Raw genomic sequence first — 19690 nt, forward strand, 5'->3', positions numbered from 1 at the left:
CCTGTCAGCGAAGTATCCCCGCAGGGATGCCGTATCAGTGGAAGTTGGCGGCGACGCGCAGCGCATTCGCGGCAATGGTCAGCGCCGGGTTGACGGCCGCCGAGGAGGGGAACGAAGCGCTGTCGACGATCCAGACATTGTCCAGGTCATGCATCTTGCAGTTCGCATCCACCACGCTGTTGGCCGGGTCATTGCCCATCACGGCGGTGCCGCATTGGTGCGAGTTGGTGCCAATGCCCATGCGCTCGGTGAGGACAAACGGGTACCCGGCTTTCTTCATCATCTCGCTCGTACGCTCGACCAGTTGTGCGTGGGCGCTGAGGTTGTTGGGGGTCCAGTGAACCTTGATGGCATCGCGTTCGGCGTCGTATTCGATGCGATTGTCAGGGGTGGGAATGTCTTCGGACGTCAGGTACAGGTCGACGCTGTGCGCGGTGATATAGCGCGAAAGCATTTTTGGAATCCATGGGCGCATCGGGCTGATCATGGGTTCGCGGATCTTGCCCAGCATCTGCACATTTCCCAGCGGGAAGGTATTGCTGCGACCGGCGGTGTACCAGTCGTTGATCGCCAGGGTTTTCTGAAACTTCACGTCGTTGCTGCGTCGAGGGTCGACGGCAATCATGAAGGTACTGTTATGCACCATATAGTTTCTTCCCAATTGATCGGAGCGGTTGCCCAGCCCGTTGGGGTGCTGCGCGTTGCGTGAGCGCAGGAGCAGGGCGGCACTGTTGACGGCGCCGCAGGCCAGCGCAACGCGCCTGGCGACAATCCGCACCGGTTTGCCGTCCTTTGTACCGCAGGCCTCGGTGACGCGTTTTCCGTCGTCAGAGGTCGATAACGCATCAATCTTCGTGCCAACCAACAGCCGCGCGCCTTTTTGCAGGGCCGGGCGCAGCGCCGATATTTCTGCGTCGGCTTTGGCTTCGAGCAGGCAGGGGTAGCCGTCGCACGTGGAGCACAGCACGCAGGCCCGATCAGTGCCGTAATCCACCGCCGCAGGCATTACGAAAGGTGACAGCCCGGCGTGTCGCATCGCGGCTTCGAGGGGCAACAGGGCGGGGTCATGTTTCAATCCCGGCCACGGATATGGCTTGGAGCGCCATGGGTCGGTGGGATCTTGCCCCGCGTTGCCATGCACCTTGTACAACGCCTCGGCCTGGCAATAGAACGGCTCCAGGTCGGCATAGGTGATTGGCCAGGCTGGCGCGATGCCCTCGGCATGATGAACCGCAGCAAAGTCGACCTCCCGGAAACGGGGCAACATGGCGCCGTAGAATTTGGTGTTGCCACCGACGTAATAAAACACGCCGGGGGAGAACGGCTTGTTGTGGTGGTCCAGCCATTGTTCGGCATTGCGATAGCGCCCCTGGCCAAAAACGGCCTCGGCGCTCCAGTTCTCGGTCTCGCGCGGCAGGAAATCACCGCGCTCGACGATCAGTACATCCAGTCCCTTGTCGACGAGCGCGTGGGCGAAGGTTGAACCGCCCATGCCTGATCCGATGATCAGCACGTCGCAGGTCAGGTTCCCGTTTTCATCAGGCGTGGCGGTCTCGGTGGAGCGCCGGCGAACCGGCGCTCCCTCGGACGTGGCTTGCGCTGAAAGAGTGATGTTTGAAGTACTCACTTCGTGCATGCCTTCATCGTGGTTTACAGATGCTGTTCTTTTTTGCGCAGTTCCCAGTACTCGTCCTGACGTTCGTCAGTGATGTACTCCGGTACCGGGAAGTCCCACCAGCCCGGCACCCACGGGCCGGCCGCGTCGCGGTCAGTCGGCACTTCGATCAGCACAGGGGCATTGGCGTCCAGAGCCTGTTGCAGGATCGGCTCCAGCTCCTCGTTGCTCTTCACGCAGAACGACAGCATGCCGAACGCCTTGCCGAGCGCCGCGTAGTCCGGCGAATAGGGTTCGCCGTTCGGCAGGTTGAACTCGCTGCCCAGATGACGACTGGTCTGCTTGCGCTGGCCGCCACGGATCGACATATAGCCGGCGTTGTTCTGGATCAGGAAGACCACTGGGATATTGTTGGTCACGCAGACCGCGATTTCCTGTGGGTTCATGAGGAAGTCGCCATCGCCCAGGATGCACACCACCGGCTGGTTCGGAGCCGCCAGCTTGGCGCCGATGGCTGCAGGCACGGCCCAGCCCATGGACGAGAAGCCGCCGGAGGTCAGGTGCGTGCGTGGGGTGTACACCGGGAACGTCTGCTTGACCGCACCCTGGGCGTTGCCCGAGCCGACCACCACAATGGTGTCGCGCGGGAAGATCTTGCGCAGCGCACCCAGCGGCCGTTGTGAGGTGAATGGAAAACGGTCGGAATCACGACGGGTGGCCAATTTGGCTTCCCACAGATCCTGATTGCGCTTCAAGTCCGCCAGATAATCGCTGCGATCGACGGAGTCGCTCTTCAAAGCCTCGACGAGATGGGCGAGGGCGTATTTCGCATCCGACACGATGCCCACGGCCACCGGGTAGTTCTTGCCGATCTCGTGCGGATCGATATCGATATGGATCAGTCGTCCCGGTGGAATGGAAAAGGTCACGCCTTGGGCATAGCTCGATGACGACCAGTCAGTGAACCGGCAACCGACAGCCAGGATAACGTCGGCACTGGAGGCCATCTGGTTACCGCACAGGGTGCCGGTCTGGCCGACGCTGCCGGCGAACAGGGCGTGATCTTCCGGGAAGCCGCTCTTGCCGTTCCAGGTGGTGACCACCGGGATTTTCCAATGCTCGGCCAGGGCGACGACTTCTGCCGAAGCCTCGGCTGTGATCACGCCACCGCCGATGACAATCATCGGACGCCTGGCTTCGCGCAACACTTGGGCGGCGCGCTTGATGGCCTCGGGGTCTGGGTAGACCTTGCCCACCGGAATGCGCTCTTGAAGGTCGTGCAGCGTGACTTCACCCGCTTCGGCCTGGACGTCCATCGGGATTTCAATGTGCACGGGGCCCGGGCGACCGGTCAGCATCGAGCTGAAGGCGCGGTGCATAATGAACGGCATTTCCTCGGTACGAGTGGCGACCCAGTGACGCTTGGACACGGCTTCGGCGATCTTCGGGAAGTCGTTGTCGGTGTAGCGCTCCAGCTCCTGCAGCAGGCCATGGCCACGCATGTGGGTGGGCGGGCCGCCGGTAATCAGCATGCAACTGGTGGAGTCGGTGTAGGCGGTGGCCATGCCGATCACCGTGTTGCTGGCGCCAGCGCCAATGGACGTCACGGCAACCATGGGTTTGCCGGCGACACGGTAATAACCGTCAGCCAGGTGCACGGCGCTCTGTTCATGGAAAACCTGAATGAACTTGAGCTTGGACTCCTCTTCCATGAAGGCGTCCATCAAGGTCCAGATGCCGTGGCCGGGAATCCCGGCGACGTACTCCACGCCGTAGTTTTTCAGGGTTTGGGCAACCACCTGGCTGCCTGTAAGTTTTGCCATTTTGTTTCGCTCCTGCTTGGAGGGGGTTTTTCTGGAATGACTTCAGGGGCCGGGGCGCCTGGAGCTACCGGTCAGGTATTCACTTGCGCGCAGCCCAACGCAGGCCTTGCTTGGTCAGGCGACGGATGTTGGGGTCGGCGAGGTTGCTGGTGTCGTGGCCGATGGAGTGATAGAACACCCGTCCTTCGCCCCAGTTGCGCACCCAGGCCACTGGGCTGCGATGACCCTTGAGCCACGGCATCGGATTGCCGTCGAATGTGGTCTCGGCCAGCACATGAATGTTCGGGTCGACCTGCATGTAGTACTGCTCGGAGCGCACTTCGAAATCTTCCACACCCTGAGTCACTTCATGTTGGCGGTCGAGGAAGTTGACCCTGTAGGGGTGCGGATACCCTTCGCCTGCGGGGTGCTCCAGGAACGAGCCGCCGAGAATGAAGTGGTATTTGAGGCTGGCGCGGAAGGCCGCCCCGGCGCCATGCCAGCCGACCAGTCCGACGCCGCTTTCGATGGCTTCGGACAAGTGTTTTTCCTGGGTCGCCGTCAGCGTTTCGGTCGTAACGGCGTTGTTCCAGCCGATGACGATTAAGTCGTAGGACTTCAGGTCGCGGTCCAGGGTGAAGATATCGGTCGACTCTTCGACGTCGAAATCCAGCTCCTTGAACAGTTCGCGCGCCCAACCGGCGATTTCGTAGGGGTAGTGGCCTGGCCAGCCGCCGTACAAATAAAGAACACGGGTCACGGTTATCTCTCCACTCTGTTTTTTTCAGGCGACAAGCATCGGTCGAAGCAACTTCGACGTTTGGCTTGTCCATCTTTCAACGGCATCACACAGTTCCCGCGAGAACTTTTTCGCGGCTGCAAGAGGCCGCCGCATGAAATGCGTTATTGATAAAACGTTATCGATACAAGCTGTTCCGAAGTGTCGGAACCGCGCCTGTTATTCATCTCATTGCACGCAGCAGAGTGCTCTTAACGAAGAACGCTCAATACGTTTGCAATGTGAATTTGTGTAGGACAGTGAAAGCAAAGGTGTGCAAAAACGCGTGCCGTTCAATCACGGATTCGCGGCGTTGCAGTGGATGAATCGGCCGTTGGACCGGATTCGGTATTTGGGCGCCTGACATAAGCGGGCCTCATTTTTTTGTTAGGTGATTTTGCTCGGTTATACGTATAACCTTGAGCACAAATTAACACGCGATTTTGGCTGGTCAATACCCTGTTGCGACAAAGGGCATTGCCATCGGTCGAAATTTCCCGAGGTTGCAACCCGCTCGAGAAGGCTGTGATGGGCCGCGAGGAAGGGGCCTTTGCCCGCTCACCCCGACAGCCGTCCAAAGAGCCCTGACAAGGGTTATCTTTGCCCGGATCGAGCCGGTATGCTGGGCGCCACTTTCGGTTTGCCGACCTCGCTCGCGCATTGCCGTGACAGAGAAAAGGACAAGGTTCAAATGGTTTCGATGAAGGACGTGGCCAAGGCCGCCGGCGTTTCCCAGCCGGCGGTTTCCTATGCCTACAGTGGCTCCAGCAAGGTGTCTGCCACCCAGCGCGAACACATTCTGGCAGTGGCGGCATCGTTGGGTTATCCGGGCCCGAACGTTCGCGGCCGCAGCCTGCGCTCCGGGCGCGTCGGTGCCATCGGCCTGGCGGTCATGGATCAGTTGTCCTACGCGTTCGATGACCCCTGGGCCCTTTCCCTGCTCAAGGGCATTGCCCAGGTCAATGAGCTCTCCAACGTGGCGCTGACCCTGTTTCCCTTGCGCAGCAAGAAACTCGAAGGCGAGGGCGCAGGGGACGACAACCTGGCCGTGCGCGGCCTGGTGGATGGCCTGATCATTTCGACCCTGCCGGACGATCACCCCATCGTGCAGTACATCGCCAGGCGCGCCATTCCGGCGGTGGTGATCGACTCCCCGCGCCTGGAAGGGGTGCACTACGTGGGGATCGACGACCGCCAGGCTTCCATCGACCAGATGGAGCACATCATCGGGCTGGGGCATCGCAGGATTGGCGTGCTCGTCGAGCGTCTGCTTCCCGATGGCAAGAAAGGCCTGGTCAGCAAGGCACGCTTCAAGGCTTCCACGGAAATGATCGTGAGGGAACGGCTCGCCGCGTATGTGGATGCTGCGCAGCGCCATGGCATTGGCTACGACGACCTGGTGATCGTCGAGGCGGGCGGGTTCACCAACACGCTTGGTCAGGAAGCGGCGGCGACTCTGCTACGCGATACCGGCATCACGGCCATCGTGGCCAGCTCGGACGTGATGGCGCTGGCCACCCTGACGCGCGCCGCTGCCCAGGGCGTCCAGGTGCCCGAGCAATTGTCGGTGATCGGCTTTGACGACATCCCTGAAGCCGGTCTTCGCGATCTCACCACCATTCGCCAGTCGCTGATCGGCAAGGGGGAGTGGGCGGCGCGCATCCTGCTCGAAGAGCTTGAAGCCGGTGAGCCGCTCGCGCCGCGGGTGAAAATCTTCGACACCAGCCTGGTGGTGCGGGGGTCGACGGCGCCTCCTGCGTCTTGATCGCGCAACGTCAGAGCGGCGGATGCGTCAAGCTGCGTCACTTATTCAGGCGGTGAGAAATTGAGCCCCGTCCATGGCACGCCCTAATCTGACCCTGGCTACACAGCGGTCAAAACAACAATTCTCGTGTAATTCACTGCCGTCCGTGCCACGCCATGCGGCGGTCAGTGCCTGATTGGGGCATCACTGTGGACTATCAACTGGATTTGCCGTCCGAGCGGACGGTGGCTTCCCATGGCTCGCTTTCCAAAGGACTGAGCAGTCGCCAGATCACCATGATTTCGATTGGTGGCGTGATCGGCGCGGGCTTCTTCGTGGGCTCGGCGAGCGCGATCAGCGCCGCCGGTCCTGCCGTGCTGGTGTCCTTCGGCATCGCCGCGATACTCGTGGTGCTCGTCATGGGCATGTTGGCCGAACTGGCCACGGCCAACCCGGACACCGGCTCGTTTTCGACCTACGCGCAACAGGCAATGGGACGTTGGGCGGGATTTGCCATCGGCTGGTTGTACTGGTGGTTCTACGTGTTGGTGATTCCACTGGAGGCCATCGTCGCCGCCGATATCCTCGGCGCCTGGGTCGGGGTGCCTTCCATGGCGATCGGGGTGATCCTGATCGTTGGGCTGACCCTCACCAACATCATGAGCGTGAAGAACTTCGGCACGCTGGAATACTGGTTTTCGCTGATCAAGGTCGTGACCATCCTGGCCTTCATTGCGCTCGGTGCCTGCGCGATTGCAGGCCTGTTGCCGAGCAGTTCGGCCACAGGGTTCGGCCATCTCTGGCAGGACGGGGGCTTCGCACCCACCGGCCTCGCGGGCATTGCCTCGGCGTTGGTGCTCGCGCTGTTCAGTTTTACCGGCATGGAAATCGTCACCATTGCCGCCGCCGAATCCGAGGACCCACGCGCCAATATCCGTCGTGCCATCCGCTCGGTCGTCTGGCGCATGCTGATTTTCTATTTCGGCTCGATCCTGGTGATCGTCAGCCTGGTGGCGTGGAACGCTCCGGCGCTGCAGGCCGGTTCGTTCCAGTCGGCACTGGAAACCATGGGCATACCCGGGGCCGCGACCATCATTCAGGCGGTCATCCTGGTCGGCGTCGCCAGCACCTTGAATTCGGCGATCTTCACCGCCTCGCGCATGGGCTATTCACTCGCCGTTCGGCGTGACGCGCCGCGTGCGTGGGCCCAGACCACGTCCAACGGTGTGCCTAAAGTGTCGATCTTTTATGCCAGCGCCGGGGCTCTGGTGCTGCTGGTGGCCAACTACACCTTGCCGCAGACGGTGCTCGTTCCGCTGATCGCCACTATCGGCACCATCGCCCTGGTGATGTACCTGGTGATTGCGATCAGCCAGGTCATTCTGCGCAAGCGCGCCATCGTACAGGGACGCTCGCTGCTGGTGACGTTCCCGCTGTTCCCGGCGCTGTCGTATCTGACCATCGCGGCGATCGTGGCCTTCCTGGTGTTGATGGCGGTGGTACCCGGCCACCAGACCGAGTTGCTCGTGTCCTCGGTGCTCACCCTGACGCTCATTGTCATCGGTGTGGTGCTGCAAAGGCGCGACAAGGCCTGAGTCTCACTGTCCCGTCGAGCCCGGCTCACCAACCCTTGCCCATCCCCGGATGGGCTTTTTTATGGCTGATCAGCAATGAACGATTTGACCCACTCCCTTTTCGTGATCTCGCGCAACAATCTGCTGGCCTGTCGGATTGCCTTCTTCCTGTCAGGCGTCGCCATGGGGGCATGGGCGCCGCTGGTGCCTTTTGCCCGCGAGCGCGCCGGGATCGGCGATGGCGAGCTGGGGCTGTTGCTGCTCTGCCTGGGCAGTGGCTCGATGTGCATGATGCCGTTCGTGGCCAGGCTGGTGAGCAAGGTCGGATGCCGGGCAACCATGACGACGGCGGTGGGTGCGGCGATCCTGTGCCTGCTGGCGCTGTCGGTTGCCTCGCAGTTCCATTGGCTGGTGGTGTTCCTGCTGTGCTTCGGCGCCTGCATGGGCACGGCCGACGTCACCATGAACCTGCAGGGATCGATGGTGGAGCGTGGTCTGGGGCGTACGATGATGTCCGGGTTTCATGGACTGTTCAGCGTCGGTAACATCTTCAGTGCGTTGCTGGTTTCGGTATTGCTCGGCATTGGTCTATCGCCGTTGTCGGCGGTTGCCGTGCTGGGAAGCGTGGTCGCGGCGCTGCTGGTCGCATTCGGTCGGCACATGCTTGCTTATGGCGAGGGTGCCGGGGCACCGATGTTCACGCGGCCAACCCGGTACGTCTGCCTGGTGGGTATCCTGTGCCTGATCGCGTTCCTGGTCGAAGGCTCGATGCTCGACTGGAGCGCGGTCTTTCTGACCACCGTGCGAGGCATGGACATCAGCCAGGCTGGCATCGGCTATGCGCTGTTCTCCGTGACCATGGCCGTCGGCAGGCTCGGCGGTGACTGGCTGGTACCACGACTGGGCGAGCGCACGGTGCTGGTCGGTGGCAGTGCCGTGGCGATGTTCGGCATGCTCATTTCGGTGCTGGTCGACAGCCAGTGGTTGACCCTGGCCGGATTCGTGCTGGTGGGATCGGGCATCGCCAATATGGTGCCCGTCTACTGCTCGGCGGTCGGGCGGCAGCAGGTGATGCCGGTGTCGCAGGCCCTGTCGACGGTCAACGCGATCGGCTACCTGGGCATCCTCATGGGTCCGGCGGCCATCGGGTTCATCGCTCATCTTTCGTCATTGAGCTTCGCGTTGCTGATAACCGCTGGCCTGCTGGTTTTCGTGGCGCTCACCTCGGCGACCGTCGTGCGCCGGGGTTAGCAGGTCGGGCGTTTGCCAGCCATAAAAAAACCAGCACCTTTACGGTGCTGGTTTTTTTGTGCTGATCCGCCGTCAGAGCGCCGGCTCACCAAAACCGACTTCCTTTTTGCCATAGCGGCGAACACGGATGTTGGCTTGTTCCGCGTGCCCCACGAACCCTTCCATCAGGCACAGTCGCGAACAGTATTCGCCGATCTGGGAGGACGCTTCATCGGTGAGGATGCGCTGGTAGGTGCAGGTCTTGATGTACTTGCCGACCCACAGGCCGCCGGTATAACGCGCCGCCTTGTTGGTCGGCAGGGTGTGGTTGGTGCCGATGACCTTGTCGCCATAGGAAACGTTGGTGCGCGCTCCCACGAACAGGGCGCCAAAATTGGTCAGGCGCTTCATGAAGTAATCGTCGTCATGGGTCATGATCTGCACGTGCTCGGAGGCGTACTCGTCCGAATACCTGACCATCTCTTCGTAGTCTTCACAGAGGATGATCTCACCGAAGTTTTCCCAGGCTTCGCGGGCAATTTTCTGGGTGGGCAGCTTGACCAGGAGCCGCTCGATTTCCTTGAGGGTTTCCAGTGCCAGTTCGCGCGACGTGGTCAGCATGACGGCCGGAGAGTCCACGCCATGTTCGGCCTGGCCCAAGAGGTCAGTGGCACACAGCTCGCCATCCACCGAGTCGTCGGTGATCAGCAGGGTCTCGGTCGGGCCGGCGAAGAGGTCGATGCCCACGCGGCCGAACAGCTGACGTTTGGCTTCGGCCACATAAGCGTTGCCCGGCCCGACGATGATGTCCACGGGGTTGATCGATTCGGTACCGATTGCCATCGCGGCCACTGCCTGGATACCGCCCAGGCTGTAGATCGCATCCGCGCCGCCCAGGGCTTGGGCCGCGACTATGTAGGGCGCAGGTTTGCCCTGGAAAGGCGGAGCGGCGGTGGTGATGTTCTTCACACCGGCCGATTTGGCGGTGACGATCGACATGTGCGCGGAGGCCAGCAGCGGGTATTTGCCGCCTGGTACATAGCATCCGGCGGCATTCACCGGAATGTGCCGGTGACCGAGAATCACGCCCGGAATGCTTTCGATTTCAACATCCAGCAGGGATTGGCGTTGGGCGGCTGCAAAGCGACGCACCTGCGCCTGGGCGAAGAGAATGTCGTTGTATTCACGCTCGGTCAGCCTGGCCACGCACTCTTTGATTTCCGCGTCGCTGAGGCGATAGTCCGCGCGATCCCAGCCGTCGAACTTTACGGAGAGTTCACGTACTGCGGCGTCGCCGCGCTTTTCGATATCCAGCAGGATGCGGGAAACATCGCTTTTGACCTGTTCGTTGCGTTCTACCTGCTGTGCGGCAGGTTTCGCTTTTTTTATCCATTGAGCCATGACATCACCTCGATCGGGCGCAAACAATTTATTCGGTTTTTGGGCAGCACGAGCCGGCGCACGCAATCATGCAAATGTGCGTGGTGAGCAATAAGTTGTGAGCGCTACGATTTCCGCTGCTTCGAAAAAAATACAGCGGGGAGGGTGGGTGAACAATTTCTCACCCGAGCGACAGTTGACGCAAAGTGACGCAGAGTGAATTTATCGCTGACGCAAAAAGCGGCCTTGCGGGCCGCTACTGACGTGTTGGACATCTAAGTTGATCAGACCGGGTCGATCGAGGCCGTCCCGGAACCCAGGTAGTCCACCACTTCCTTGGGGATGGTCGGATCGTCCGGAGACAACACGGTGGCCCGCTTGATATGCGCTTTCTTGATGAACCCCTTGCCCACGAAGTTCATCGCGACTTTTGCCGCCACTGGCTGGCGAACCATGGTCGCGGCGATCCCGCTGGACACGCCAAACACGTATTTCTTGGCGTTACGGCTGACCGCCGCCAGGTTGGTGAAGGTGATCTCATTGCGCTGGATCGTTTCGAAGTCGACGCAAAAAATGCGATTGGAGATCAGGAAGCTCAAACCGTGGTACTTGAAGTGGTAGTCGATCTTGCCGCTGCCGTCCTGGTTGGGAAAGCGCTCCAGGTAATAGTGCATCAGTATTCCGTTCTTCTCGTAGATGCAGAACACTGACCTGACGATCTTGCCCTTGTAGATGGAGGAGTAGTGATAACGCTCATAGACGCCCGTCAGGTCGCTGATATCGGCGTCGTTCTCCATCAACAATTCGTTGATGAACAGCAACATCTTGGGTGACTGGACCAGGTTGCGGAACAGGTGGAAGTGGCCACCCTCGATCATCGAGCGGAAGTCGTTGGGGTGGGTATAGAGAATATCGATGCTGAGCCCGAAGAAGCCTGCAATGGCCCGCAAGTTCGATTTCGAGGGTTGGTGAGTGCCGGCCAGGTACTTGTTGAACTGTTGGCGATTGATGCCGACACGGCGGCACATCTCCGAAACCGTGCCAACCTGCTCGCATAACATTTTCAGGTTTTCTTGGAAATTCTCTTGGTTTTGCATGGCATCTATTCAGTCGTTTGCGAGCAGTGGGGCAGTCTAGGGGCATTCACCCCAGCCCGGCAAGGCGCGGTCCTGCGGGCATCAAGCGCTGGCATGAAGGACATGATAGGCGCCTTTTTCACCGATCATGATAGCCATCGCGTTGGTATTGCTGGAGCAGAGGTTGGGGGCAATCGAGTTATCGATCACTCGCAAGCCGTCGATACCCCGCACGCGCAGGTGCTTATCGACCACGGCATTGTCATCCTCGCCCATCCGGCACGTGCCCACCGGGTGAAGCGCGCCGTGGGCGGTTTGGCGGACGAAGGTGCGGTAGTCGTCTCGCGAGCGCAGCGCCTTCGCAGGGACGAACTCGCGGCGTATATGCCGGGCGATTGCGCTCTGCGCCATGATGTGGCGGCCATATTCCACGGCCTCGGCCATGCAGTCCACGTCGTACGGGTCTTGCAGGTAGTTGGGGCGGATGAGCGGTTTTGCCCCGGGATCTGCGCTGCGCAGTGCTACGCTGCCGACGGAACGCGGTCTGGTCTGGCAGACGTTCAGGGTGCAGCCGTTTCCACCCGGCACCGAATCGACCCCCGCTTCGACGCCTGCTCCGGCCATGAAGCAGTACTGCGCATCCGCCCGTCCTTCGGCAAGGGACGTGCGCCAGAACGCACCGCCTTCGACGATGTTGGAGCTGGCCGGCCCGTTCCTGAACAGCAGGTATTGCAAGCCTGCGTAGAGCTTGTGGTGCAGCTTTTTGTATTTGTCGTAGCTCAGGGCGGTATTCAGTTCGCTGATCAGCGACACCTCAACGTGATCCTGCAGGTTCTGGCCCACACCTGGGAGGTCGCAATGCACCTTGAGGCCGTGCCCGGCGAGCGCATCCGCTGCGCCAATACCGGACAGCATCAACAACCTGGGGGAGTTGATGGCACCCGCGCATACGATCACTTCGCTGTCGGCCATCAGGTGCTGCACCTGGCCGCGACGCTGGTATTTCACACCCACCGCGCGACCTTGGCTGATGATGATCTGCAACACCCGGGCCTGGGTAATCACCTCAAGGTTCGCCCGCACCCTGGCGGGCTTGAGATAGGCAACGGAGGTGCTGGAGCGACGGCCGTTACGGGCGTTGATCTGATAGAAGCCGCACCCGTCCTGAGCGCCGCCATTGAAGTCCGGATTGAAGGCCATGCCGGCTTCCTGACAGGCTTGCACCCAGAAGCGCGCCAATGGATGGGTGTAGCGTTGGTCACTCACCCCCACTGGCCCTGCCACGTTGTGACAGGCGTTGTTGAAGCGATCGTTGGCCTCATGTTTCAGAAAGAACGGCAACACGTCCTGGTACGACCAGCCGGCAGCGCCCGACCGGCTCCACTGATCATAATCGGCAGGCTGCCCGCGCAGGTACACCATCGCGTTCACCGTCGCGCCGCCGCCCAGCACCCGCGCCTGAACCATGCCCGGATTGGCGGGGCCGATGTAGTCCGGCGGCGGTTGCCAGGGATAGTGTTCCACCAGCGCGCCCTGGCTCGTCTTGTAAAACCCCACCGGCAAATGGATGTAGGGATTCCAGTCACTGGGACCTTCCTCCAGCAACACCACCGAAGCATCAGGGTTCTCGCTCAGCCGGGCCGCAACCACGCAACCCGCCGAGCCGCCACCCACCACTATGTAGTTCACCAACGCATGATCCTCCTCACGGCACACAGGCGGTCTTTGAGGCGCAGGATGCGCCTCGAAGAACCTTCAGGCGGCCACCACCACAAAACTGTCAGGCCGGCACGTCAGCGTCACCGGTGTACCCGGGGCCATGGTGTGGCTGCCGGGTGTCGGCAGTTGCTGGCATTTGAGTTCCAGGTCGCTGCCGCCCACGGCGACGCGGTAGATCACCCGATTGCCGATGAAGGACGTGTCCTTGACCGTGCCGGCGAAAGCGCCGTCCAGCGTTGCGCCCGACGAAGGCGACAGGACGATGGTTTCCGGCCGGATCGAGACATTCACCGGGCCACTGTTCAACGCGACCTTGGGCAGGTGGGCGTATTGGCCGAACGGCAGTTTCACCTTGCCGGGGCCTGAGCCTTCGTGTTCGTAAACACCGTCGACGATATTGGTATCGCCGAAAAACCGTGCGGCGAACAGCGTCTTGGGTGCCCAGTACATTTCCTCCGGATCGCCGATCTGCTCGATGCCACCCTTGTTCAGCAGCACCACACGATCGGAAAGGATCATGGCCTCGTCCTGGTCGTGGGTGACGTAGACAAAAGTGGTGGAGGACTCTTCGTGGATGCGCTTGATCTCGTTGAGCATGTGGTGACGGATCTTCAGGTCGAGCGCGGCCAGCGGTTCGTCCAGCAGCAATACGGCAGGGCGATTGACCAGCGCCCGCGCCAGCGCGACCCGCTGCGCCTGGCCGCCGCTGAGTTCGGAGATCCAACGGTTCTTGAAGGTGCTCAATTGCACCAGCTCCAGTACCCGGGACACTTCACGCTTGATCTCATCTTTGGGCGTGCGCTTGAGGCGCAGGCCGAAGGCGACGTTGTCGAACACGTCCAGGTGCGGGAACAGCGCGTATTTCTGGAACACCATGTTCACCGGCCGTTGTTCCGGGGGCAGCCGGGTGGCGTCCTTGCCGTCGATCAGCACCTTGCCGGTGGTCGGCGTTTCAAAGCCGGCGATGATGCGCATCAGCGTGGTCTTGCCGCAGCCGCTTGGGCCGAGCAAGGTCAGGATTTCATTTTTGCGCACGTTGAGGTCGAGCTTTCCAAGCGCGGTGAGATTGCCGTAGGCCTTGGAAATTCCGGTGAGTTCAATGCTGTTGATGGACATGGTTCATTCCCCTGTGCGTTCGAGTTCGATGCGCCGGCGGCGCATCGTCATTACCAATCCAGCGACCCCGATGATTGCAATGGTCATCACCAGCATGATCACGGACGCGGCGTTGATGCTTGGGTCAACGGCGCGGCGGATCATCGAGAGGATGAGCAGCGGCAGGGTGGTATCGGTCCCGGTGACGAAGACCGTGATCAGAAACTCGTCCAGCGACAACGCCACGGTCAGGATGGCGGCGCCGGCGATGGTCGGGCCGATGATGGGCAAGGTGACCAGCCAGAAAGCCTTCAGTGGCGTAGCGCCGAGATCCCGTGCGGCTTCTTCGAAGGACAGGTCGAAATACTCCAGGCGCGAGCGCACTGATTCGACGAAGAAGGGCAGGGTAAACAAGGTGTGACCGATGATGATGGTGAGCAGAGAACGCGGCAGCCCGATCAGCGAAAACAGGATGACCAGCGCGATACCCAGGAACAGCCCCGGCATGGCGATGGGCGCGAAATTGAGGAAGGCGAACGTGGATTTCGCCTTGCCTTTCATGCGCATCAGGGCCAGCGCGGACAACGTCCCGAGCAAGGTGGTGAAGAGCGCCGAGGCGCCCGCCACAATCAGGCTGTTGCCCAGCGCGGTCCTGAAGTCATAGCTGTTGAAGATGGTTTCGTACCAGCGCAGCGAAACGCCTTCGAAAGGCAGTGACAACGACGGTGTCGAGTGAAAGCTGAACAGCACGATCAGGCCGATGGGGGCATACAGGAACAGCATGTAGAACCAGGTAAATAACCGGGCCATTTTCATTCTCCGGGGGGCAGCGCCCTGTTTGTCAGTCGTGATAACGCTTGCCGGGCGCCAGGTTCATCGAACGCATGAACACCAGCAGGGCGGCGTAGACCAGCATGAAGACCATCAGCAGGAGGTAAGCCATGGCCGCACCCAGCGGCCAGTTGCCCACGGTGCGGAACTGGTTGGCGATCAACAGCCCGGTGGTCATGGCATCGCGGCCGCCGAGCAACTGTGGCGTGACGTAATCCGCGGCGGCGAGCACGAAAGTGAACATGAAGGAGCTGACGATGCTTTTGTGCGCCATGGGAATGATGACCTTGCGGATGGCCACCGAGCCGCTGCCGCCCAGGTCGGCGCAGGCTTCCAGATAGTCCTTTTTCACATCACGCAAGCCCGACACCAACAGCAACAGGGTGAAGGGCAACATGATGTGGACCAGGGTGATGACCACCGCGAATTTGTTGAACACGATCCAGTCGATGGGCGTGTCGATCACGCCCCACTGCATGAGCGAACTGTTGATCACACCGGTCGAGCCAAGGATGGTGCGCCAGGCGTAGACCCGCACCAGGTAGCTGGAGAACCAGGAAACCAATACCAGGTAGAGGATCGCGTTGGAGCGTGTTCGGTAGACGATGTACCAGGCCACGGGCGCGCTGAGCAGGGTGGACAGCGTGGCGGTCCAGAAGCCGTTCTGCATGGAGATCCACAGCGAGTCGTAGAAGCCGCTGGCCCCCAGCACACGGGCGTAGTTGGCCAGCGTGGCAGAGGGGATCATGGTGAATGACCGCGACAGCCAGAAACTCGAAACGAACAGCAGGACCGCAGGGATGATGAAAAAGACCAGCAGGAAGGCGAACGGCGCCCCGGCCAGGTAAAAGGGGGTGAAGCGTTTTCTGTCGGCGTTCCCTGAGGGTGTCGAGTCACAAGCGTCCGTGCTTGCCAACTTGCTTTGATTGATGACGTTCATGATACAGACCCATTGCAGCAGGTAGTGGGATGCTTGCCAGGCATGCGGACTTCGCTTACTCGATTGATCGTTTTTCCCGGCGTCCCGTGTCGGGGTTGCGCCAGGGCGTGTGCGCCCTGGCCAAGGGTGTGGCTCAAAAGGAGCCTTTGAAGGTGGCCCATTGATCCACCCACTCTGCGTAAGTCACGTATTGCTCAGAGTTCAACGGCGGTACGCCATAGAGCTTCGACTTCTTGAAGACCGCGTCGAGATGGTCGTAGTCGAACAGCTCTTTGAGCTCGGGCCTGAGCAGCGGGATGGCCTTCTGGTTGGTGACGCCTGAAAACATCGACCAGGCCATTTCTGCCTGTATCTGCGGTTCCAGCATCTTGTTGACGTATTCCAGCGCCAGCGGCACATCCTTGGCTGTTTGTGGCACGAACAGCGCATCGCACCAGATGGCAGCGCCTTCCTCGGGCACCGACAGGGCGGTTTTCACCCCACGCTTCTGCGTTTCCAGGACACCCTGCGCCGAGAGGGAAAACACCGCGTCGACTTCACCGGAAGCCAGCAGCGAAACGGCGTCGCCCACCGAGGCGGCAAACACTCGGCACTGGTCTCGGTAGGGCTGCAGCTTTTCGAACGCATCGGTGAATTCGGCGCGGGTCAGGTTCGGGTATTTGTCGCCGTAACCGGCGATGATCGCGATCAGGCTCCAGGTGGAAAGCGAGTCGTCGACAAAGGTCAGCTTGCCCTTGAGTTTAGGGTTGAGCAGGTCGCTGTATCGGGTGGGTTTGTCGATTTTGGCGACGTTGTAGACAATGGTGTTCATACCCCAGAGCAGCGGAATACCCCACTGTTTGCCGTCCCAGAACCATTGAGCGCCCTTGTAGAACAGCGGCAGGGTGTCATTGGCGTTGTAGTTGGAAATCCGCGAGGCGTCGATGGGGGAGAGGATGCCCATGTCCCGGTAGATGGCCTCATAGCCCAGGGCGTACATGGTCAGGTCGAGCTGTACCGGATTGCTGCCGGCCAGTCGTGCGGTGATGTCATCCTGGGTGGCGGCGTAGCTGGAGCGCACGGTGATGTCGCGCTGCTTGCGCCAGGCTGCGAGTTCGGCGTCGCCGGTCTCGCCCTCCCAGCCGAGGATCTCCAGATGGCCCGTCGCGGCGAAGCTGTTCGGTGCCCACGAACTGATGTACAGCCCGGCAGCGGCCGCCGCCGAGCCAAGCATGAACGAGCGGCGATTAAGGGTGACATCACCAAAAAGTGTTGTCGTCGTTTTGGAAGGTCCGGCCTTATCTGATTCGTGCTTCATACAGATGTCCTACTCGTGTTGGGGATGAAATCGATCGGAAACACGCCACCGCCACGGGGGCGAAGGCCGCAGTTACAGGTACGAATTGGGCAGAAGGAGAAAGGCGCAGCGGGGCGATGTTGCGAGCCGGGCGCTGGGAAAGACGGACTGAATAGTCCACCCACCCATGCACGTGGCTTGGCGTCGCAGGGTGGCCGGGTTGCACAGGGTTTCGCGCCGCGGGATCCGCAGGAAAAACACACTGTGCGCCCAGCGCTTGACAGGCTCGGCTTATTGTTTTCATGAGCCGAGTATCGAACTGCAAACAGACGCGATCAATTTCGCATGAAAGGGATATCTGACGCAGTCTGACGCACAATCAGGTGTGAACGATCGCGGGTCGTACGAGCCATCAGTCATGACTTGCGTCAGTTCGCGTCATGTGCCGACGGCTTGCGAAATTGAGCGCTGGGCAGGGCGGGCTGATACTCGGGGTACAAGAGTGTCAATCCGAGATCGTGAGATGCCCAATATAACGAGCGATATTCCGAGCCCCGCAAAGCTCAAGGTCGGCATGATCGGCGGCGGCGAGGGCGCTTATTTTGCGTCGCTGCATCGGGCGGCGATGCGCCTGTCCAATCGTTATGAACTCGTCGCGGGGGTGTTCTCTTCACACCCTGAAAAGTCCCTCGTGGCCGGCCATGCGCTGGGCGTCAGCCACTCGCGGATCTACGCCAGCGCTCAGCAGATGGCCAGTGCTGAAGCCGGTCGGGCCGACCCCATCGATGCCGTCATTATCGTCACCCCCAACCACCTGCATTTTGAAGCCTGCCAGGCGTTCCTGCGCGCCGGGATAGCGGTCATCTGCGACAAGCCGCTGGTGAACGAAATCTACCAGGCGAATGAACTCAAACGCCTGGCCGCCGAGCGCAATACGTTCTTTGCGCTGACCTACACCTATCAGGGTTATCCGATGGTGCGCGAAGCCCGTCGCAGAATCCAGGACGGTGCCATTGGCGAGGTCAGGTTCATCCAGGTCCAGTACTTGCTGGAGTGGCTGGCGCCGGGCGTGGAATCGCTCAACGCCAGCCTGGCCTGGCGTGGTGAGCGCGACAAGGCAGGCATCAGCAGCGTGGTCGGCGACATCGGCACCCATGCGTTCAACCTGATGGAGTTTCTCACCGGCCAACGCGCAACGGCGCTGAGTGCGACCTTGAGCAACAAGGTGCCGGGCTGGCCGATGGACGACAACTGCGTGGCCCAGTTCGAATTCAGTCAGGACATCGAAGGCCTGATGTGGGTGAGCTTCGCGGCCCCCGGGCATCGCAATGGCCTGACGTTCAAGGTGATTGGCAGTCGAGCCAGCCTTGAGTGGTCCCAGGAGTCGCCCGAACTGCTGCACCTCAAGCCCGTGGACAGCGCGGAGCTGATCCTGCGTCGCGGGCAAGCGGACAACCTTGAAGCCCAGGCCTTTTCGAGCCTGCCAGCCGGCTGCAGCGAAGGGTATCTGGAGGCCCTGGCGATCCTCTACCAGGATTTTGCCGTGGCCATCGCCGCAGGCGATCGCGGGCCGGGCGCGTTGCGGGTGCCGGTTCCGGACCTGGAGCAGGGCTGCCGAGGGGTCGAACTGGCTCACCTGTGCTTCGAATCGAGCACCCACAGAAAGTGGGTCAGGTTTGCTCGCTGAGTCGAGCTCAATAAAAACAAACGCGAGTTACTCGGGAGAGTTGTAAATGGCCGTGAATGAATTTGCCCTGCACTGCACCGTGGCGCGCCACGGTACGGTGGCGCTGGATGTGAACCTGGCGAAATCCGTCGGGTTTACGGCGCTGGAACTGTCAGCAACCAAGCTGCACAAGTACTTCGACGCCGGTTATTCGCACGATGATCTCAAGGGATTGCTGGGCGGCCTGTCGGTGCCGGGCCTGGGTTATCTGCGCGATATCGAGCGGACTGGCGCACTGCACGCGCAATTGATGGAAGACGCCCAGCAGCTGTTTTCCATGGCCGTTGCCGCAGGTGCAAAAGGGGTTCAGGTGCTGACCGGACCGATCGATGTCCAGGCCGTCATCGATCATCGCGATCGCCGCCGGTCCAGCGCGTATGCCGGTTTGTTGGGGCTGGAGCTTGAAGAACAAAAGCGCATTACCGCCAGCAATCTGCGAGCGTTGGCTGATCTTGCTGCCCAGTTCAACCTCACCCTTTACCTGGAGGCCCTGGCCTGGACGCCTCTCACCGGGATCACCCACCAGATCGAGTTGATCGACCGAGCCGACCGGCCCAACGTCAAGATGGTGATCGACTTCTGGCATTGCTACACCTCGGGTGACACGCCCGACACCGTTGCACGGATGGACAAGCACTACCTCTATGGCGTGCATGTGTGCGACTCGCTGGCATTCAACGGCGGCATTCCCAATGAAGACGTTCTTCGCGACGTGCCCACCGGTGAAGGGGTTCTGGACCTCAAGGCGTGGGTTCAGGCCGTCAAGGCCACGGGTTACCAGGGGTGGTGGAGCTGCGAGCTGTTCTGTCAGAAACAGCATCAGGCGAACAGCTTCGAGGTCGCCCGCAGCCACTTCAAGTTGCTCAATGAGCTCGTCAACGGTTAATCGGTACTGGAATTGAAC

At 60.8% G+C, this 19690-nt stretch carries 15 protein-coding genes; 5 read left to right on the forward strand and 10 right to left on the reverse strand.

The genetic code is table 11. From position 1 onward, the window contains the following. Positions 1-34 precede the first annotated feature (34 nt). The 3 genes from AB4O36_RS09620 to AB4O36_RS09630 all read right to left on the reverse strand — a co-directional run bounded on the left by AB4O36_RS09620 (position 35) and on the right by AB4O36_RS09630 (position 4177). Positions 35-1636, reverse strand: a complete 1602-nt coding sequence (locus AB4O36_RS09620) for a GMC oxidoreductase (protein ID WP_460124061.1) — start codon at positions 1634-1636, stop codon at positions 35-37. A 14-nt stretch (positions 1637-1650) separates the two neighbouring features. Next, entirely contained in the window at positions 1651-3438 is a 1788-nt protein-coding gene (locus AB4O36_RS09625) for a thiamine pyrophosphate-binding protein (protein ID WP_460124064.1), read from the reverse strand. 79 nt (positions 3439-3517) lie between these two features. Beyond that, positions 3518-4177, reverse strand: coding sequence for a ThuA domain-containing protein (locus tag AB4O36_RS09630; protein WP_460124067.1), 660 nt, complete (start codon positions 4175-4177; stop codon positions 3518-3520). Between the two features lie 709 nt (positions 4178-4886). Here AB4O36_RS09630 and AB4O36_RS09635 point away from each other — a divergent pair. The 3 genes from AB4O36_RS09635 (at position 4887) to AB4O36_RS09645 (ending at position 8764) form a co-directional block, all read left to right on the forward strand. Then, positions 4887-5960, forward strand: a complete 1074-nt coding sequence (locus AB4O36_RS09635) for a LacI family DNA-binding transcriptional regulator (RefSeq protein WP_460124070.1) — start codon at positions 4887-4889, stop codon at positions 5958-5960. A 188-nt stretch (positions 5961-6148) separates the two neighbouring features. After that, positions 6149-7534 (forward strand): amino acid permease, encoded by a 1386-nt coding sequence (locus AB4O36_RS09640; RefSeq protein WP_460141582.1) that lies wholly within the window; start codon positions 6149-6151, stop codon positions 7532-7534. A gap of 75 nt (positions 7535-7609) precedes the next feature. Then, on the forward strand, positions 7610-8764 hold the full coding sequence (locus AB4O36_RS09645) for an MFS transporter (protein WP_460124076.1): 1155 nt from the start codon (positions 7610-7612) through the stop codon (positions 8762-8764). A gap of 72 nt (positions 8765-8836) precedes the next feature. Here the strand turns inward: AB4O36_RS09645 and hisD are convergent, their stop codons facing one another. The 7 genes from hisD to AB4O36_RS09680 form a co-directional block, all read right to left on the reverse strand. Next, positions 8837-10144 (reverse strand): histidinol dehydrogenase, encoded by a 1308-nt coding sequence (gene hisD / locus AB4O36_RS09650; protein WP_460141583.1) that lies wholly within the window; start codon positions 10142-10144, stop codon positions 8837-8839. Between the two features lie 263 nt (positions 10145-10407). Next, the gene (locus AB4O36_RS09655) at positions 10408-11220 is read right to left on the reverse strand and encodes a helix-turn-helix domain-containing protein (RefSeq protein ID WP_460141584.1); all 813 of its coding nucleotides are present in this window, start codon (positions 11218-11220) and stop codon (positions 10408-10410) included. An 81-nt stretch (positions 11221-11301) separates the two neighbouring features. Further along, complete coding sequence (locus AB4O36_RS09660) at positions 11302-12891, reverse strand: GMC family oxidoreductase (protein WP_460141585.1); 1590 nt, start codon at positions 12889-12891, stop codon at positions 11302-11304. Between the two features lie 63 nt (positions 12892-12954). Then, positions 12955-14034 (reverse strand): ABC transporter ATP-binding protein, encoded by a 1080-nt coding sequence (locus AB4O36_RS09665; RefSeq protein WP_460124088.1) that lies wholly within the window; start codon positions 14032-14034, stop codon positions 12955-12957. A gap of 3 nt (positions 14035-14037) precedes the next feature. Then, positions 14038-14823, reverse strand: a complete 786-nt coding sequence (locus AB4O36_RS09670) for an ABC transporter permease (protein WP_460141586.1) — start codon at positions 14821-14823, stop codon at positions 14038-14040. Between the two features lie 31 nt (positions 14824-14854). After that, the gene (locus AB4O36_RS09675) at positions 14855-15784 is read right to left on the reverse strand and encodes an ABC transporter permease (RefSeq protein ID WP_460141587.1); all 930 of its coding nucleotides are present in this window, start codon (positions 15782-15784) and stop codon (positions 14855-14857) included. Between the two features lie 133 nt (positions 15785-15917). Continuing rightward, positions 15918-17081, reverse strand: coding sequence for an ABC transporter substrate-binding protein (locus AB4O36_RS09680; protein ID WP_460124097.1), 1164 nt, complete (start codon positions 17079-17081; stop codon positions 15918-15920). 502 nt (positions 17082-17583) lie between these two features. Here AB4O36_RS09680 and AB4O36_RS09685 point away from each other — a divergent pair. Together AB4O36_RS09685 and AB4O36_RS09690 are read left to right on the forward strand one after the other, a co-directional pair. Further along, positions 17584-18747, forward strand: coding sequence for a Gfo/Idh/MocA family protein (locus AB4O36_RS09685; protein WP_460141588.1), 1164 nt, complete (start codon positions 17584-17586; stop codon positions 18745-18747). Between the two features lie 46 nt (positions 18748-18793). After that, the gene (locus AB4O36_RS09690) at positions 18794-19672 is read left to right on the forward strand and encodes a sugar phosphate isomerase/epimerase family protein (RefSeq protein ID WP_460141589.1); all 879 of its coding nucleotides are present in this window, start codon (positions 18794-18796) and stop codon (positions 19670-19672) included. Positions 19673-19690 lie beyond the last annotated feature (18 nt).

It is taken from the genome of Pseudomonas sp. S2_E01 (assembly GCF_054668365.1).